Source organism: Belnapia moabensis DSM 16746 (assembly GCF_000745835.1).
Taxonomy (GTDB): Bacteria; Pseudomonadota; Alphaproteobacteria; order Acetobacterales; family Acetobacteraceae; genus Belnapia; species Belnapia moabensis.
In genome coordinates this window covers 1-15,737 of sequence record NZ_JQKB01000072.1, presented here as the reverse complement: position 1 = coordinate 15,737, position 15,737 = coordinate 1, and the positions used below count along the sequence as shown (strand labels likewise).

13 protein-coding genes and 4 pseudogenes are annotated in these 15,737 nt (G+C 63.2%); 7 read left to right on the top strand and 10 right to left on the bottom strand.

The genetic code is table 11. From position 1 onward, the window contains the following. Positions 1-49: 49 nt before the first annotated feature. From EP26_RS24885 to EP26_RS24870, 3 genes and pseudogenes are all read right to left on the bottom strand, one after another. A pseudogene (locus EP26_RS24885) lies at positions 50-562 on the bottom strand (transposase); the annotation flags it as partial. Between the two features lie 158 nt (positions 563-720). Next, positions 721-1,739 (bottom strand): annotated as a pseudogene (locus EP26_RS24875) (IS110 family RNA-guided transposase). Positions 1,740-1,950: 211 nt separating this feature from the next. Next, entirely contained in the window at positions 1,951-3,372 is a 1,422-nt protein-coding gene (locus EP26_RS24870; RefSeq protein WP_043342661.1) for an alkaline phosphatase PhoX, read from the bottom strand. Between the two features lie 607 nt (positions 3,373-3,979). Between EP26_RS24870 and EP26_RS24865 the strand changes: the two genes are divergently transcribed. Next, positions 3,980-4,798: a class I SAM-dependent methyltransferase gene (locus tag EP26_RS24865; protein WP_043342659.1), complete on the top strand. Its 819-nt coding sequence runs from the start codon at positions 3,980-3,982 to the stop codon at positions 4,796-4,798. 500 nt (positions 4,799-5,298) lie between these two features. Here the strand turns inward: EP26_RS24865 and EP26_RS24860 are convergent, their stop codons facing one another. Further along, positions 5,299-5,481, bottom strand: coding sequence for a hypothetical protein (locus EP26_RS24860; protein ID WP_043342658.1), 183 nt, complete (start codon positions 5,479-5,481; stop codon positions 5,299-5,301). 570 nt (positions 5,482-6,051) lie between these two features. Further along, a complete protein-coding gene (locus tag EP26_RS35295) occupies positions 6,052-6,210 on the bottom strand; it encodes a hypothetical protein (protein WP_157033748.1) in 159 nt (52 codons plus the stop codon). Between the two features lie 257 nt (positions 6,211-6,467). On the opposite strand from EP26_RS35295, the gene EP26_RS24855 reads away from it, so the two are divergent. Together EP26_RS24855 and EP26_RS24850 are read left to right on the top strand one after the other, a co-directional pair. Then, positions 6,468-6,731: a hypothetical protein gene (locus EP26_RS24855; RefSeq protein WP_043342656.1), complete on the top strand. Its 264-nt coding sequence runs from the start codon at positions 6,468-6,470 to the stop codon at positions 6,729-6,731. Positions 6,732-8,004: 1,273 nt separating this feature from the next. Next, complete coding sequence (locus EP26_RS24850) at positions 8,005-8,487, top strand: CYTH domain-containing protein (RefSeq protein ID WP_043342654.1); 483 nt, start codon at positions 8,005-8,007, stop codon at positions 8,485-8,487. Positions 8,488-8,648: 161 nt separating this feature from the next. On the opposite strand, the gene EP26_RS33635 is transcribed toward EP26_RS24850, so the two are convergent. After that, the gene (locus EP26_RS33635; protein ID WP_157033747.1) at positions 8,649-10,247 is read right to left on the bottom strand and encodes a CYTH and CHAD domain-containing protein; all 1,599 of its coding nucleotides are present in this window, start codon (positions 10,245-10,247) and stop codon (positions 8,649-8,651) included. A 505-nt stretch (positions 10,248-10,752) separates the two neighbouring features. Between EP26_RS33635 and EP26_RS35290 the strand changes: the two genes are divergently transcribed. Further along, complete coding sequence (locus EP26_RS35290) at positions 10,753-11,019, top strand: hypothetical protein (protein ID WP_169747478.1); 267 nt, start codon at positions 10,753-10,755, stop codon at positions 11,017-11,019. 174 nt (positions 11,020-11,193) lie between these two features. Further along, on the top strand, positions 11,194-12,300 hold the full coding sequence (locus EP26_RS24845) for an ROK family protein (protein ID WP_211259546.1): 1,107 nt from the start codon (positions 11,194-11,196) through the stop codon (positions 12,298-12,300). Between the two features lie 429 nt (positions 12,301-12,729). Here EP26_RS24845 and EP26_RS36945 read toward each other — a convergent pair whose 3' ends face one another. The 4 genes from EP26_RS36945 to EP26_RS35285 all read right to left on the bottom strand — a co-directional run bounded on the left by EP26_RS36945 (position 12,730) and on the right by EP26_RS35285 (position 14,534). Continuing rightward, complete coding sequence (locus EP26_RS36945) at positions 12,730-12,912, bottom strand: hypothetical protein (protein WP_052389644.1); 183 nt, start codon at positions 12,910-12,912, stop codon at positions 12,730-12,732. After that, positions 12,909-13,157 (bottom strand): transposase, encoded by a 249-nt coding sequence (locus tag EP26_RS36940; protein WP_211259545.1) that lies wholly within the window; start codon positions 13,155-13,157, stop codon positions 12,909-12,911. Before EP26_RS36940 ends, EP26_RS36945 begins: the two co-directional genes overlap by 4 nt. Before the next feature lie 70 nt (positions 13,158-13,227). Then, positions 13,228-14,052: an IS5 family transposase gene (locus EP26_RS24835; RefSeq protein WP_043342650.1), complete on the bottom strand. Its 825-nt coding sequence runs from the start codon at positions 14,050-14,052 to the stop codon at positions 13,228-13,230. Positions 14,053-14,057: 5 nt separating this feature from the next. Next, positions 14,058-14,534, bottom strand: a complete 477-nt coding sequence (locus EP26_RS35285; RefSeq protein WP_211259544.1) for an IS110 family transposase — start codon at positions 14,532-14,534, stop codon at positions 14,058-14,060. On the opposite strand from EP26_RS35285, the pseudogene EP26_RS33625 reads away from it, so the two are divergent. Together EP26_RS33625 and EP26_RS24815 are read left to right on the top strand one after the other, a co-directional pair. Then, positions 14,524-15,461, top strand: a pseudogene (locus tag EP26_RS33625) (IS3 family transposase); the annotation flags it as partial. The gene EP26_RS35285 and the pseudogene EP26_RS33625 sit on opposite strands and share 11 nt — an antisense overlap. 67 nt (positions 15,462-15,528) lie before the next feature. Further along, positions 15,529-15,737 (top strand): annotated as a pseudogene (locus EP26_RS24815) (IS110 family transposase); the annotation flags it as partial.

The window sequence follows — 15,737 nt, the reverse complement described above, 5'->3', positions numbered from 1 at the left end:
CGCTCCGTCCTTAGCGACACCCTTACGAGCGTCCATAAGATCAGAAGACAGGTTCACCCATCCGCCGGAAGGCGGCCCTCGGCGTATGGGTACGGATCAGCTCGGCCTTGGGGTAGTGGTGGTCGACCAGATCACGCATGCAGTGGGCGTAGTCCACTGCCGTGCGATGGTCGGTGACCTTCATCTTCCGCCAGCGCCGATGCGCATCGAGGAAGACGAACAGGTTGACCGTGCCGTTGCGCTTGTACTCGTAATCCTGGCGCTCGGGCTGGCCCGGGGTGGGCGGGATCGGCAGGCGCGTCTCGCCAATCAGCTGGGTCGGGCTCTCGTCGAAGCAGACCATGGGCCGCTGCGGGTCCGCCACCTCAGCGTAGAGGTCGAGCACGTCTTCCATGCGCGCGACATAGGCACCGTCGATCTGCGGGATGCACCACATGTCGCGACGCCACGGCTTCAGCGTGTTCTCGTCCAGGCGCCGCCGCACTGTCTCGCGGGAAAGATCGGCATGGTCGGTGAGCTTGACCATTGCGTCGGCCAGCAACTCCAGCGTCCAGTCAGCCCGCCGTCCGTGCACCAGATGATCCTGAAGCTGGAGCAGACCGGGCTGATCACCCGGCAGCCCGGGGTTGCCCGCTCCATCACCCTGGCTATCGATCCCAAGGCGTTACCAGAGCTCAAGCCCAGGCACGACCAACCAATCAAAATCACTGTGCCGAGGTACTAGGCGGTCGCGGCTGTCGTGTAGGTCCCTCCCCGGGCCAGCAAGGCCCAGGCGATGCGGGCCATCTTGTTGGCCAGCGCCACAGCCGCGACCTTGAAGGGGCGCCGCGCCAGCAGGCGTGTGGCCCAGTCCGCTGCGTCCGGGCTGCGCCGGGCATAGCGCAGGCGGCTGGTGGCGCCAAGGACCAGCAGTCGACGCAACATGGAGTTGCCCTGCCGGGAGATCCGGCCCAGGCGCTCCTTGCCACCGCTCGAGTGCGGCTTCGAGGTCAGGCCAAGCGAGGCCGCGAAGTGTCGCGCCGAGGCGAAGCCCTGCGGATTGGGCACCAGCGCGGCCAGGGCTGTCGCGCCGATCGCTCCGATGCCGGGGATGCTGGCCAGCCGCCGAGCCGTCTCGTCCCCACGGGCATGGCGGACCAGGCCGCTGTCGAGCCGCTCGATGCGCTTTTCCAAGGCTTCAATCTGCACCACCAACTCGCCAATGCCTCGCGTGCCAGATGGGGCAGCCGGCTATCCTCGCCGTCGCGCACCACCGCGATCAGATCGGCGAGCTTGCGACCCTGCGCGGCCACGATGCCGTACTCGGCAAGATGGAAGCGCAATGCGTTGACGGTCTGGGTGCGCTGGCGCACCAGCATGTCGCGGACCTTGAGCTCTACCAGGCTCGCCTGCTGCGCCTCGGTCTTGGCCAGCACAAAGCGCATGGTCGGGCGCGTCACCGCCTCGCAGATCGCCTCGGCGTCCGCCGCGTCGGTCTTGCCCCGCTTGACATAGGGCTTCACGTAAGCAGGCGGCATAAGCCGGACCGTATGGCCGAGGCGCGTGAGCTCGCGGGCCCAATGGTGCGCTCCGCCGCAGGCCTCCATGCCGATCAGCGCGGGCGGCAGTGCCGCGAAGAAGTCCAGCACCGCTGACCGGCGCAGCTTGCGCCGCAGCATTACCCCGCCTGTCGCATTGACCCCATGCACTTGGAAGACGCTCTTGGCCAGGTCGAGGCCGATCGTCGTAATCTCCTCCATGGATGCCTCCTCTCCCTCGTGGTGGGGCTCAACACCAGCCACGCTGTGGCACCTCGAGGCCGCGGAGCAGGGGCATCCAACCCATCAGGTGTGGACGGCCCATCGACCGCGTAGCACCAGAGCCGGCCGGTCCTGGTCCGGCCGCGGCCTGGGTCGAGCACCGGCAGCGTGGTGTGGAGCGCGGGGACGGCAAAGCCGTCCCCGCGCGGCGCTATCCGATCAGGACGGTGTCGCTCGCGCCGGCAGCGGACTGCTCTAGTTCCATCGCAACGGTGTCGTCCACCGTCATGGCCAGCAGCTGCCCGCCCTCATCGAGCTCGCGCTCGCGGTCGTAATGCGCTTGCACATCCAGCAGATAGACATGCTCGTTGTCATTCCCACCGAGGATGTTGGTGACGTCGATGACACCAGAGGACTCCTCGTTGACGGTGAGCGACGCTTCCGGCGCTTCCGTTGAGCCAAACAGGGCCGGATCATGTTCGGCAAGCGCTACCAACTCGTCCGTGTTGGGGTCGTACTGCCAGATCCTGGCGGAGTAGGGAACGTTGCCAGGGTCCTCCTGCAAAACGAGCGTGCCGTCATTGTTGACGGTCATGTTGTCGAGCATCTGGTGTTGCTCGGTGCCGTCGAGCAGCATGGTCAGCGTGCCGCCTGCGGACGGATCGGAGAGGTCGTCGAAATCGAGCTGCCATAGCCGGCTGCGGCCGATCTCGGGCTCCGGCTGCTCCTGCTCGGTCGGCACGCCAGGCGGCCGCGACGGCTCCTCAGGCGGCGGAACGACGTCGGGGTCAGTTGCCCCAGGCTTGTTCTCGTCGAACTGGTCGGTGGTGACGAAGTAGAAGCGGTTCGGGATCAGCGGATCCCAAGCACCGTCCTCTGGCCGCAAAAACTCGGTAACACCGAGTGCCTCGCTGCGCGCTTGAAGCTCCTCGCCCTCAGTTTTGCTGGCATCACCGATGGCGACCAGGGAGAACGGCACCTCCTCCTCGCCGAAGCCGGTCTCACGATCCTCGTCGGGCTGATCTTCGACGGCGATGCCGTAAAGCCCACCACCAGTCAAACCGGCACGCTCAAGCGGGGTACCCTCGGCCTGCTTTTCGCCGAGATAAACGTAGACTTGTCCCGGTCGGCTGTCGTCGAGGCCGACCACGACCGTTTGATCCATGGCATGCGGGTTGGCGACCTGGTTCTCATGCGAGAACTGGCCGAGGCTCGGAAGCTCATAGCTGCGGCCGGCGTCAGGTCCGGTGGCAATGTGGGCGAAGGCGCGGCCGTCGTCGCCGGATTCCTCACCGTTGAGAAAAATTCGACCCTCAGCATAGCCCTTGTTGGTGGCTGGATTGAAGAAGGCTGTTTGCTCTGGCAAGTCGGCCGAGCAGAGCCGGTCCAGAGCCTCATGATCGAGCGTGTAAGTCTCGGTTTCGCGGTTCCAGGTGTAGAGCTCCTGGATCAGGTCGCGGGCGCCCAGTACGCCAAGCGTTTCCTTGTCCACGATCAGCTCGGACACGAAGGCGCCGGTCGCGCCATGGGCGCGCACCGCACCCTCGTCGGCCTCGAGCTCATGGTTCATCAGCACGGTCATAGTACCGTTGCCGTTGTCATAGGCACCGAGCCCGTCGGGGGTGCCAGGCATGCGCCAGGGCTCTCCACGCTCAGCTTCGGGCTCGAACTTCACACCCACGGCGTCCCCGGTGGTGAGGATTGACGTAAGCGCGACGCCGTCCGCGAGGGGAACAACATACGGGGCAGCAGAGCTGGAAGGTCCTTGAGGCATGACGTCTCCTATCGTTGCGTCTCGATAGACGTGCATTCGAAGCACAATGCGCTCGTCGTTCGGACTCATCGCAGGAAAGCCGCCATGCTCAGGACAGAATAGCACCAAGACATGAATAATTTGCTAAATCATTTGTTCTGTTTTACAGAGAAAATACTTGTGCCGGTTAGTTGCCACGCGCGGCGTCAGTTCTCGTTTAGGGAACACTCTGGCGCAGAGTGACGAGCAACTGCGAACTTGATTGACCATGGCAGGCTGATGTCTTGCGCCACTCCCCTCCGAGCAACACTGGCCTCCATCGCCTTTCTGCCCAGCGTGTGCCCCGACCTGCCGAAAAGACGCCTGGATCGCCCCAGCGGAGCGAGTCTAACGCTCGGTACGCACGTCTAGGGCATGGTCCTTTCGCTTCTGTCAGACCAGCCGTCGTGACATTCTGAGTGCGGAACTCGCGATGGGAAGCGGAGGCATGGTCGACAAGGTGGCGAGCCATTATACCGGCGGCGGCGACTTGGCGAGCACGATTGCGGAAAGCCTGCGCAGGGCGGGTAAGGACATCGACAAGCTCGGCACTGCGGACTTGGCGACCGTCGACGAGTTTCATATCCGTGGCCGCAAGGCGACACTGGAACTTGCCCACTCGCTGGGTCTGGTTGCCTCTGCCCACGTCCTGGACATCGGGAGCGGTCTGGGCGGGCCGGCGCGCACGGTCGCCGAGACCTACAGCTGCCGCGTGACGGGCATCGACCTCACGCAGGCCTTCTGCGATGCCGCAGCCACGCTCAGCGGCTGGGTCGGGCTCCGTGATCGCGTCGCCTTCCGCCAGGGCGACGCAACGAGCCTGCCGTTCGGCGAAGCCGAGTTCGATGCCGCGATGACCATCCATGTGGCGATGAACATTGCAGCCAAGGACAGGATGTATGCGGAGGCCAGGCGCGTACTGAAGCCCGGCGGTCGCTTCGCCGTCTACGACGTGCTGCAAGGTGAAGGGGGTGAGGTACTGTTCCCTGTGCCCTGGGCGCGCGAGCCGTCCATCAGCCATCTCGCCACGCCAGACGCCATGGAGGCACTCCTCGCGGGCGCCGGCTTCCGCATCCTGGCCGTGAACGACTCCACCGAGGAGAGCCTGGAGTGGTTCGAGGCCATGGCCGCCCGCATGGCGCAGGCGGTGCCGGCTGTGACGTTCCAGTCGTTTCTGGGCGAGGATTTCCCGACAATGGCCCGCAACCAGGTGAGTAACCTGCGGGATCGGCGGATCCGGACGGTGACCTACATCTGTCAAGTGTAAGGTGACTCGCGTCCGACGGACAGGAGCCGGGGAAACGGGCGGCCAGCGATCGTCTGCTAACCCCTTCTAGCCAGCAAGGCCCGAAAGGCACGAGACAGCCAAGTCGCTGGGTTTATTTTCTGGTGATGCCTTCGGTGCATCCTCTGGGCTGCGGGGCGGGCTAGGGGCCGCACTACCTCCTAGCGGCAGAAATCGCTCTCCCTCTCGTGCCTGCCTTGTCTCGCCTGCCTCCCCCGCACCTACACCTGCATGAGAATCACGGGTTCTGCGGCCACGCCTCGCCATCAAGACGACGATCGATGCGCTGGCGCGCTTCCGCCAGCAGCTCGTTCAGGCCGTCCGGCACGCTGCATTGCATCTCCCAGGCATCCTTCCCGCTGGGTGGGTAGACCCTGACATTCCACCCATCACCGCCATCCTCGCGCATCGACAGGTGAGACAGCGGGTAGTGCCGAACGCTAAACTGCCGCAGGTAGCGCGGCGACGCTGCGGAGCGAGGCCTACGATGCCACATGGAAGCGCTTCACCTGCTGCGCGGGAGGCCATGCCCGGAGGTAGTCCATAGCGGCCTGCCTTGTGCGAAACCGCTTGTCCGCACGGGCGAGGACTTTGCCGTCCCACAAGATCACCGGCTCCCATCCGCCGACTGTGTCGAGAAGCGTGGCCGTGAGCGTCATCAGCATGCTGGGCCCTCCACATTCGCTTTGCAGACGCGCCGTTGTTGGACTTGCCTTACGGCGAGCGTTCCAGCACGTCACGGCTGCCAAGTCGGCATGAAGAACCCCGCTTCTTGTTCCCTTTACGGGCGATAGAGCCGGAAGCGCACCTTCATGGAGCCGACATGCTGCGCTGCACAACGCGGGTTGTGTGATCCTGGTTGCGGCGTCATGTTTCGAGGGCGGGGCACCATGGTGTCCCGTTTTCTTGGACGTTTCCTCCCTAAACTCGGCGGCGCCTTCGGGTGCCGCCCTTTTTTTGGCCTAATACCAGCCGCATGAAGTTCTGACCTTTGCTCGACCCATGCGCTGAGTTCAGCGCATTGGGACGGAGCCCTTACCGGCAGGTCAATCCATAGTCAGCTTGGTATAAGTGCCACCGCCGCTATCCTACCTGCTCCCGAGCGATGACTGGCACATTCCATAGACGATCAATCTTGCAGGTCAGCCGCTTGGATCGGCGCCGTCGCGGAGGCCGCCCAGCAGCAGCCGGAGCACATCGTGATCCTCGGCGGTTAGAGGGCCACCCTAGAAAGCCTACCGAGCTGCCGTCTCGATCTCGATGCCCTGCTTCTGCGCTGCCACTCTTAGCTTGAGGTAGACGCCGGGGAGCCGGTCGAGCTTGGCATCAGAGGTAGCGTTATCGAGATAGGCCTTGCCGCTGCTCATCCGATCCACCGCTGCCACAATGGCCACCTGGCTTCCACCAGAGCCTGCCGCAGGTCCTTTACTTCCCCCCAGGCGTTGCCGCGGGGAACGAGACCGCACCCGCTCAGCGAAAAGGCGGTGCCAAGGGTGGCAAAAGCTCCGTGTTTCATGGCGGCATCATGCCGCCGCCCAACCCATCTACAACGATAATTTGAACCGATTGCTGGCGCTGTCACCCAGGCGCCACAGCTCGCATGTAGCTCGGCAGTCGGCGCTCATCGAGCCACAAACCCACTAGCGGGGTGATGGTGCCGACCACTAAGCCGAAGGTCACGCCCGAGGAGCGCCGACGCCGAACTGACGACCGGCTGAAGATCATCCGGTTGGAGATAGCGATCGGCCGCGAGCTGGATGACCAAGGTATCAGCACGCCTGCGAAGTTTGGCGCTGCTATCGGAATGCCGGCGGCCGAGGCGGCCGGAATGCTGAACCGGAAGCAGTGGCGGGAGGGCGACGTGGCGCTGCTTGAGGCTGCAGCGACCCAGTTGGGGGTGCGATTGCCGGACTAGCGGCGACCTGCTCGTCCTCGGGTAAGGTCAATACGCCTGCTGGAAAAGCCAAATGATGCTTGCCCACAGGGGCAGAGATAGTAAGCCAGCGAGTACGATGGCGAACCCAATCCCTAAAGGGAACCGACTGTCATCCATATCGCTGCGTTGGTCTGCCATGACCGTCTCGTCTACCGGCTGCGCAAGTTACCTCGCCACTCGGACAATAATTCATAAGTCAAACTACAAATCAAAGTTTCGTCCATTCGGCGTTTTAATGAAAACACGTCCAGAATGGATCGGGTCATCCTCGAAATTATAAGCGAATCTTACAATAATACTTCCAATGCAATCCAGAAGGAGTCCCAACAATATTACTACTAAGCCAAGACAGGCTATCGGAAGCATGAAGATTTGTTTCATAGCTACCATCCATTGTACGATTTTCAACAGCCCGTCGTCGCAGCTTTGACAGTAAAGCAGTCTAGCAAATCTACACGCAATGGTTGTTTTCTGTAGATTTGTACCCGTAATGGTAGTAGTGAGCTGCCCAAGGTCTCGCCTCGCTCAATGGCCGATCCCGCCTGGCTGAGCGAGGGCGCACCCTCAGCCGCTGCTCAAGGATCAGTCCCGAGCCCGGCGCTTCCTTCTTGCTCCAGCCAGCGAATGGGCCGAGGCGAGGACCCGTTGGTGCGATCTGGCCGGGGTGTCGGCCGAATGGCTGGCACTGCGCATCGCCAAGCTGATGCAGGTATGGCTTGGGCTTGGCGCCGCTGATTTGACCAGGGGCGGCTGTTTTGTGATGAGGCGTCGCGCGCTTGTTGGCCTTCGCCCGTCATGGCGCCCGGCATGCTGCCTGCGGCAGGGAGCCAGGCACTGTCTCACCCTGGTCGCGGATTGCCATCGGTCCGCCTCTCCCTGCCGCCTCACCTCGATATGGAGGGGGCCATTCGGCCCCCGCTACTCAAGCGCACCTTCGCCCAGCAACCCCTTCAGGCTCTGAGAGGCAGTATAGCTCTCCGTTCTGCGATCGAGCGTCAAAGGTTCAAGGTTCAAGGGGCGAACAGTGCGGCGGGTGCGTAGGCCGCGGTGGCGAAGCGGCTCGGGGCGGGTGCTATGCGGCGCGCTATTGCCGCTGCGAGGCGGGCAAAATGAGGCAGTTCATTGTCCATGATTTCCCCAAAAATGGGGCTTCGGGCTTCGTCTCGCCCGGAAAGGCTCGCGACAGAGCAACTGGCACTGAGAACACGGCATTTAGCACGGTACCTGAAGCTGTAGCAGTGGACCCGCGGTCATGGCCTACGAGATAGAGCGCAAGTTCCTGGTAGAAAGCGACGAGTGGAAGGCTATGGCCATCAGCCGCCGCCGCCTGCGCGACGGCCTCGTCGCCCGCTTCGGCAGCGGCAAGGTTCGAGTGCGGCTTGACGAAGATCGCGGCCTGCTCACTGTAAAAGGTCCGCGAACCGGTCTCCGGCGCGCCGAGTACGAGTACGAGATCCCTGCTGCGGAAGCCGAGGAGATGTTGGGCACCATCTGCGATGGGCCCATAGTCGAGAAGACCCGCTTTCGCGTGCCGCACGCCGGTCTGATCTGGGAGGTGGACGTTCACGAGGGCATCTTGGCGGGGCTGGTGCTTGCCGAGGTGGAATTCGACCACGAGAGCCAGGAGATTGCCCTCCCCGATTGGACAGGGCGCGAAGTGACGGGCGACCCAGCCTACCGCAAAGCGGCTCTGGTAAAGCGGGCAGCGGCAGGCACGCCGGCTCCCTCCTATTGAGGTGCAGCGCGCTAACGTCTCTGGACGACAGCTTGTCTCGCCGGCCGCGGCATACCGTGATTTCAGAGCTCGAGCCGATGCGCAAGCCAGCAGACGACCCAGCCGACAGCTACTGATTATCGTGATGCAGGTGCCAAAGCGCCTGCAGCCACATCAGCTAGTTAGGTTGGCAGTGAGGCCTCTTTGAAGGTGCGCCAAGCTTTGCGTAGATGCTGTCGCGCTTCATTCCCGCGGTGATCCGTCCAGGCCTTCAGCGCTGCGGTTACCAGAGTCAAACTTGGCTCTTTTGCTGAGAGACGTTCGGCCAAGCTTACAGCGACTGCTGCATCATTGATGACACCAAGATGCTCCTGCAGCGCCTTACAGCCTTTCAAGTAAGCGTTCACTCGCTTGGTATGATGTAGGGGCGCCAGAAATTCGATTCCGTAACGAAGCCTTTTCAGGGCTTTGCGCAGGCTGTGCAACTCTTCTTCGCTCCGCTGGCGTATATGCTTTCCACGCCGTCGTGCCTTACGCTCGAGCCTCGCTTCCAATGCGGGCGCAAGGGTCTTCAACGGGGTATGCAATGCACCGCCATCAGGTGAGCCAGCGAGTGCGGCAGGATCTTCGGCCCAGGCTGCAAGATCGAGTACCAAGGCGGTAAGTGCGGAACCCGCCAGTTCGGCGGAAAGGCCACTATGCGCGTCGGCTCGCGCCGCCCCGGCTCGGACGCGCATGATCTCGAGCAGTGGCTTAGCTACCCCGTCCTCGGCCGCCTTTGGTAGCGTCTCCGTGCAGAACACATCCCAGTCCCGAGCTTCACCAAGCACGCGTCCAAGGCGCCGCAGCTCGGCTGTGAGGCGTGCCTCTGTAGAACCGGCGAGGTGCTGATGGAAGAGCGCAAGGGCGGCACGCAGGCGGCGAATAGCAATGCGCATATTATGCACGCCTGCTGCCTGCCCAGCCACTGCCGCCGGCAGATTAGCCATGAGGTTTGCAAGAGTGCCGTTTAGGATACGACGAATGGCTTCGCTGGACGTGACGTCTGGTGCGAGCGCAATTTCCACCGACTTCTCTGGTGCCCGCGGGTGCCCGGTGCGAAGGCGCCAGCCCCTGTCGGCCTTACTCTCTGCGCCAAGAGTAAGAGGCAACTCTGCTCGGAGTGTTGCGGCGAGCTTGTAGAGTTGGGCTACCTTGCCGCCCTTCAGCTCCAACTCGAGTTCGCAAATCTCCTCGGCAGCGCTGCCAGCGCGCACGGAGCCCAAATCGATTGCAGCCTCGATCAGGGCCCCATCAAGTTGGAACGTTCGTGTCGTGCGGCGGACATCTGTGGTGAAAACAGGTTCGAGTTGACCCAAGCCGCCCAAAATGGAAACGAGCGGGGTTGACGCTAATCGCTCCGGCTCAGGGTTGTCGCTACCCAGTGTCCACTCCCATTCACCTCGGGCAAATGCGGGTGACCCTTCGCTGCGCATTTTAAGCGTCTGAACCCGCCCAGATTCCGTGCGACGCACTCGAAGGGTGGCTCCATGTCGGCTCAGATCCTGCTCCGGAGTGTCGAAGTAGGTCGTAACCTCCTGCCGGGTCACTGCCTCATCGATACCGTCGCCATGCAAGCCTAGATAGCCAGCAAGCGCGCTTTCAGTCCCACGAGGCATGAGGAACTTGACTTCAAGCTCAGCAGGAATGGTGACGGTATCTTTTGTCACGGTCTTGGACCAACATGGCAATGAATTGACTGCCGACCGCCTGGGCACCAAAATGCCAATGACTTTGCTCACGCTGTCGGCAATCTCGGGCGAACGCCGCCCGCCGGACGAAGGTTGCACAAATGCACGCTTGCACGCCAGAATGATCTTTGGCTAAGTTTTGCACTGTTAGCTGTGAAGTGTGCCCGCGCCTTGCAACTCTGGAGGAGCTGACCTGGCTTTTACAGCTTATCGCCCAGGGACATTGCCCAGTCCGCAGGTGCGGATCGGCACGGTGCGATGACGGCTGCCAACTTTGACGACAAAATTGTCGGAGTAGGAAGCCACACTGCCACGGGCAACCATCGCGGCTGAATGCAGCATGGCTGGAGCACACCGGCCATTAGCGCATGCATGATCAAGCGCTGTTTGTCACCAATGCACGCCGCCTGCCACTGCGGACGAAGGAGCGGACCTTCGCAGGAGTTGCTGTAACGTTCATCGAAGGCACCCAGCTTAGAAAGGAACGAAACGAATGCAAGGTCCCAAGGACGTTCAGCCAGGCGGAACACTTACGGGTAAGCCGGTGCGGAGGCGGGTGAGCAAAAAGGTTGTTCCACCGATCGAGACCACCAGCCTCGCTGCACCAAGGGCAAAACCGGTATCGAGTGCTGATACGCTCCCAATTAAGAAGCCGGCCAAGCCCGCGAAGCCGGCGACCAAGAAGCGTACGGAACCCCTCAACTTCCGTGTTGCCTCCGACTTTCGTCGTGCCTTCAAGCGCGCCGCCGCTGCGCAAGATTGCAAGAAGGTGGAGTTACTCGAGCGCATCTTCGCGGAGTGGAGCGCGCGCAACCCAACCTGATGGTCCAGCAGCCGTACTGCAAAGCCGGATCAGCAGTCCTCGTCTCCGGCAAGTGCCTTGCTCGACAGACAGTATCCGCAAAAGGCTTCGCCTCAGCCATCGCATGACATTGTAATGACAGCCCAAAGCCCGTGGACGCTGGACGCGTTCATGTAGCGCAATGGGGTACGGCCTGTGGATTCAATCAACGCCGAGGACTTTGGTTCTAGACCCGACACTCAAGCGCTAGTCCACGGAGCATTGGATCTCTCCTTAGTCCGGATCGATACCTACAACGCCGAGTTGCGTGACGCGTCCGGCCAGGGTTTCCTCGGAGATCGCGCCAGCAACCGTGCTTTCGTTGAGATCCTGGAAGACTGGCGCGAGCGGGTACGCCGTGCCAGCAGTGGCGACGACCCGCTCGACGCACGCCGGCCTAGTGAGGAGATCAGCCGCGAGGAACTGGACAGCATCGTCCAAGAGGCCAAAGTCTACCCCGAAGCGGCTGGCTTGGTTCAATCGGCTATTGAAGATTTTGCCCAGGAGATGGCGGTAGTCGTCCGGCGAATGCTGCGTCTGCCGGAATGGCATGGCACGGAGCGTATAGTCCTCGGAGGCGGGTTTCTGAGCTCGAAGGTGGGGCACATGGTGATCGGCCGTGTCGGTATCCTACTGAAAGCGGGTGGCGAGCCCATCCGCATGGTCCCGATCTCACGCCATCCAGACGACGCCGGTTTGTGTGGTGCTGTGCACCTAGCGCCGCCGGAAAAGCTGCACCAACGGGACGCAATCCTCGCAGCTGATATTGGTGGCACTCATATGCGTGCGGGACTTGTTGCCCTTGAACAGGAGAAAGCAACTGACCTGTCCCAGGCTTACGTGCTGGCGACAGAGCGTTGGCGCCATGCTCAAGATCAGCCCGGGCGCGATGAAGCAGTGGAGCGCCTTGCTGCTATGCTCGGCAGGCTAGCGAACAAGGCCAAGGATACCGGACTGCGGTTGGCCTCCTTCGTTGGGGTGGGCTGCCCAGGCGTGATCGGCGCTAACGGTCTTATTGAACGCGGCGGCCAAAATCTGCCCGGTGGTGATTGGGAAGGCTCGGATTTCAACTTTCCATCCAAGCTCGCAGCAGCGCTGCCGGAGATTGGCGGCCAACGGCCAGTCGTGAGGCTGCACAATGACGCCGTGGTGCAAGGCCTGAGCGAGGCTCTGAACATGCAAGAGGTAGAGCGCTGGGGAATTCTTACCATCGGCACCGGATTGGGCAATGCCCACTTTACCAATCGGCCGCAGCGCACCTGATACTCAAGTTCGGTGTCCGCAAATAGTCCCACACCGCGTGAGTGTGGCGATCACGGAGGATGCTAAACGTCTCGCACCGCGGCAACACGCCGTCCAGGTGCGATAGAATGGCGAGAGTGCGGCTGCAGCCTACTGGCCAAACCATGGCGCTGGATGCAGGGTTCTGTTCTCTTATGGCGGGCTTGGAGATCAAGCCTTTTTTCGACAGCTTTGCGGCAAATGGCGTCCCGGCCGGATCACGGTTCTCTCCGCGGTCGGCATGGGCCGCCGCATGATGGTGTCGGAAGCATTGGCCTCGTGATGTCAGCGGCGCGGTCACCCAATCCTTGGATCAGGGCCGCAACAGAACCCCCGCGATGGCCAACACCCCGTCCCGACACGGGACACCGTTCCGCCGCTCGGCGGATTTGCTGAAGCGCTACCGCACGCTCATGCCGCCTGTGCCTCCCGTGCCGACCAGCGGAACTCCGAGCCGTCGCGCAGCATGCGATGCAGGATGACGGAGAGTTTGCGCGCAACGGCGACGGTGGCCTTCTTGGCGCCGATCTTCTTGGCCAGTCGCGTGCCCCAGGCCTTCAGGGCCGACCACTTCGACACACGGTGGAGGATCACCCCGGCAGCCTCGAACAGGTAGCTCCGGAGCAGCCTGTCGCCGCAACGTGAGATACGGCCAGTATAGTCCTCCTCGCGGACTGGTAACGCCGCGGCGTCAGGCCGAGATAGGCGCCCACGCTGGAGGATCGCGGGAAGCGTCCGGGGTCGTCGATGACGCTGGTATAGGCCAGCGCGACCAGTGTTCCGACGCCGGGCGCCGTCATCAGCCGTTGCACCGCCTGGTCCTGGCGGGCTACGGCCACCAGGCGCCGGCTCAGGGCGGCAACCTGGCTGCTGATCGCCTCCCAAGCCGCTAGGGCGTGTCTGCAAACTCTACAGCCACAATAGAAGCATTCCGATGTGGACCATGGTGAGGTAGTTGACTGCGCGCTTCTCGTAGCGAGTGGCGATACGGCGGAACTGCTTCAAGCGGTTGATCAGGCGCTCAACCAAGTTGCGACGTCGGTATGCAGCACGGTCAAAGTTCGGCTGCCGGCGCTGGTTGCTTTTGCTGGGGATCACTGCCCCGATGTGCCGGCGACGCAGTCGGCCACGTGCGGTCGGGCTGCTGTAGCCCTTGTCACCAGCCACGCGCCGCGGTCGCAGCCGGGGCCGGCCCCCACCAGAACGGCGGACTGCTCCCTGATCCAGCAGCGCCTCAAGCGCAATCTGCTCGTGCCGCTCGCCGCCGGTCAGCACCGCCGTGATCGGTCGGCCGTTGCCCTCAGCCCGCAAGTGCAGCTTGGTCGAAAAGCCACCTTGGCTGCGGCCCAGCGCCTCCCGGGTTTGAGCCTCGCTTCCGGCAGCACCATCGCGGCGGGCACCGGCGGCGTGCTGATGCGCGCGGATCACGGTCGCGTCCACGAAGTGCAGATCCCAGTCCACCTCGCCCCGCTCTTCCGCTCCGCCCTGCAGCGCCGCCAGGATCCGCCCCCACACACCCAAGCCACGCCAGCGATAAAAGCGGCTCGACACCGTCCCAGCCGGCCCGAACCGCTCTGGCAGGTCACGCCACGGCGCGCCGGTACGCAAAATCCAGAGAATGCCGTTGATGATGCGCCGATGCGGCGCGTTCGGATGCCCTGTCCAGGGCTTCTCGGGCGGCAGATGCGGCTCCAGATGCCGCCACTGCGCGTCCGTCAAATCACCTCGTCCCACTCAACTTATATGGGATCGCACACCCGAAACGTCTTGAGTTTGCAGACACGCCCTAGAAGCACCTCGGCGACCGGTGCAAGCGGTCCACCCGCAACAAGGCTTCGCACCCGCTCGACAAAGGCCCGTCCGCCGCCCTTACCGGCGACGAGGCCGAAGGGCTTGAGCACCCCCCTGATCTGGTTGGCGAGGTCCACGCGCATGCGGACCAGCTGCACCCGGGTCGTCAGCATGGAGCGGACCAGCTGGCTGTCCACGCTCTTGACCGCAACCTCGCGGTACCAGCCCGTGCGTACGATCTGCGCCAGGCCGCGGGCGTCGTTGCGGTCCGTCTTGTTCAGCTGCAAGGCAAGTGCCGCCTTGGCATGTCGCGCGTCCAGGCAGACCACGGGCAGGCCGAGCTTACGCAGCTTGATCCTCCCCCTTTGAAGTGGTCTGCCCTGAGGTATGGGTTTGGACTGGAGGAGGACCGAGATGGCGAGCAAGAAGCACCGGCCTGAGGAGGCCGTAGCCAAGCTGCGGCAGGTGGACGTTCTGGTTTCGCAGGGGCAATCCGTGGCGGAGGCGATCCGGGCGATCGGCGTGACCGAGGTGACCTACTACCGTTGGCGGCGGGAGTTCGGGGGGCTGAAGTCAGACCAAGTGAAACGGTTGAAAGATCTCGAGACGGAGAATGCGCGGCTGCGCAAGGCGATCGCGGACCTCACGCTCGACAAGCAGATCCTGGCGGGTCCGGAGCACTGCTCCGGACCACGGGGAAACTACTGAGCCCCGCGCGCCGGCGGGCCTGTGTCGAGCACATCGTGCACACGATGGGTGTCTCTGAGCGCCGCACTTGTGCGGCGCTCGGCCAGCACCGCTCGACCCAGCGCAAGGTGCCGCGGGGCTGCGACGATGAAGAGCGGCTGACGGCCGACATTGTCGAGCTGGCACGACAGTATGGCCGCTACGGCTACCGCAAGATCACGGCCTTGCTGCGGGATGCCGGCTGGCTGGTGAACGCCAAGCGGGTGGAGCGGATCTGGCGGCGCGAGGGGCTGAAGGTGCCGCCGCGCCAGCCGAAGCGCGGACGACTATGGCTGGCCGACGGCTCCTGCATTCGGCTGCGCCCGGAGCGGCCAGACCATGTCTGGAGCTACGACTTTGTCGAGGACCGCACCCATGACGGACGCAAGTTCAGAATGCTGAACGTCCTCGACGAGTTCACCCACGAGTGCCTGGCCATCCGGATAGGGCGCAAACTCAAGGCGGCGGACGTCATCGACGTGCTGTCCGACCTGTTCATCCTGCGCGGCGTGCCCGGGCACGTCCGCTCAGATAATGGTCCCGAGTTCGTGGCCAAGGCGGTGCAAGGCTGGATCGCCGCGGTCGGTGCCAAGACGGCCTACATCGCACCAGGCAGCCCATGGGAGATGGCGTAATCGGTCTGGAGGCGGGCAACCTCTCCGGACTGCTCCACTCACCCGAAAGGCTTCCAGGATGAACCAGCACTATGTTGGCCTCGACGTCTCTCTGGACCAGACGAGCCTGTGCGTCCTCGACGGCGCTGGCCAGGTTGTCTGCGAGACGAAAGTAGACACCGATCCGGCCGCGATCGCAGCCTGCCTTTGTCGGGCAGGTGTTTCCGTCGCACGGCTCGGCCTGGAGGCGGGCCCGCTCTCGCAGTGGCTCTACGCCGGGCTGGTGGC

What these genes read in the sequence shown, in the direction of transcription:
- EP26_RS24850 (WP_043342654.1), top strand. Translation starts at nt 8,005, where the DNA reads ATGGCCTACGAGATAGAGCGCAAGTTCCTGGTAGAAAGCGACGAGTGG.
- EP26_RS24855 (WP_043342656.1), top strand. Translation starts at nt 6,468, where the DNA reads ATGGTGCCGACCACTAAGCCGAAGGTCACGCCCGAGGAGCGCCGACGC.
- EP26_RS24870 (WP_043342661.1), bottom strand. Translation starts at nt 3,372, where the DNA reads ATGCCTGGCACCCCCGACGGGCTCGGTGCCTATGACAACGGCAACGGT.
- EP26_RS24865 (WP_043342659.1), top strand. Translation starts at nt 3,980, where the DNA reads ATGGTCGACAAGGTGGCGAGCCATTATACCGGCGGCGGCGACTTGGCG.
- EP26_RS24860 (WP_043342658.1), bottom strand. Translation starts at nt 5,481, where the DNA reads ATGCTGATGACGCTCACGGCCACGCTTCTCGACACAGTCGGCGGATGG.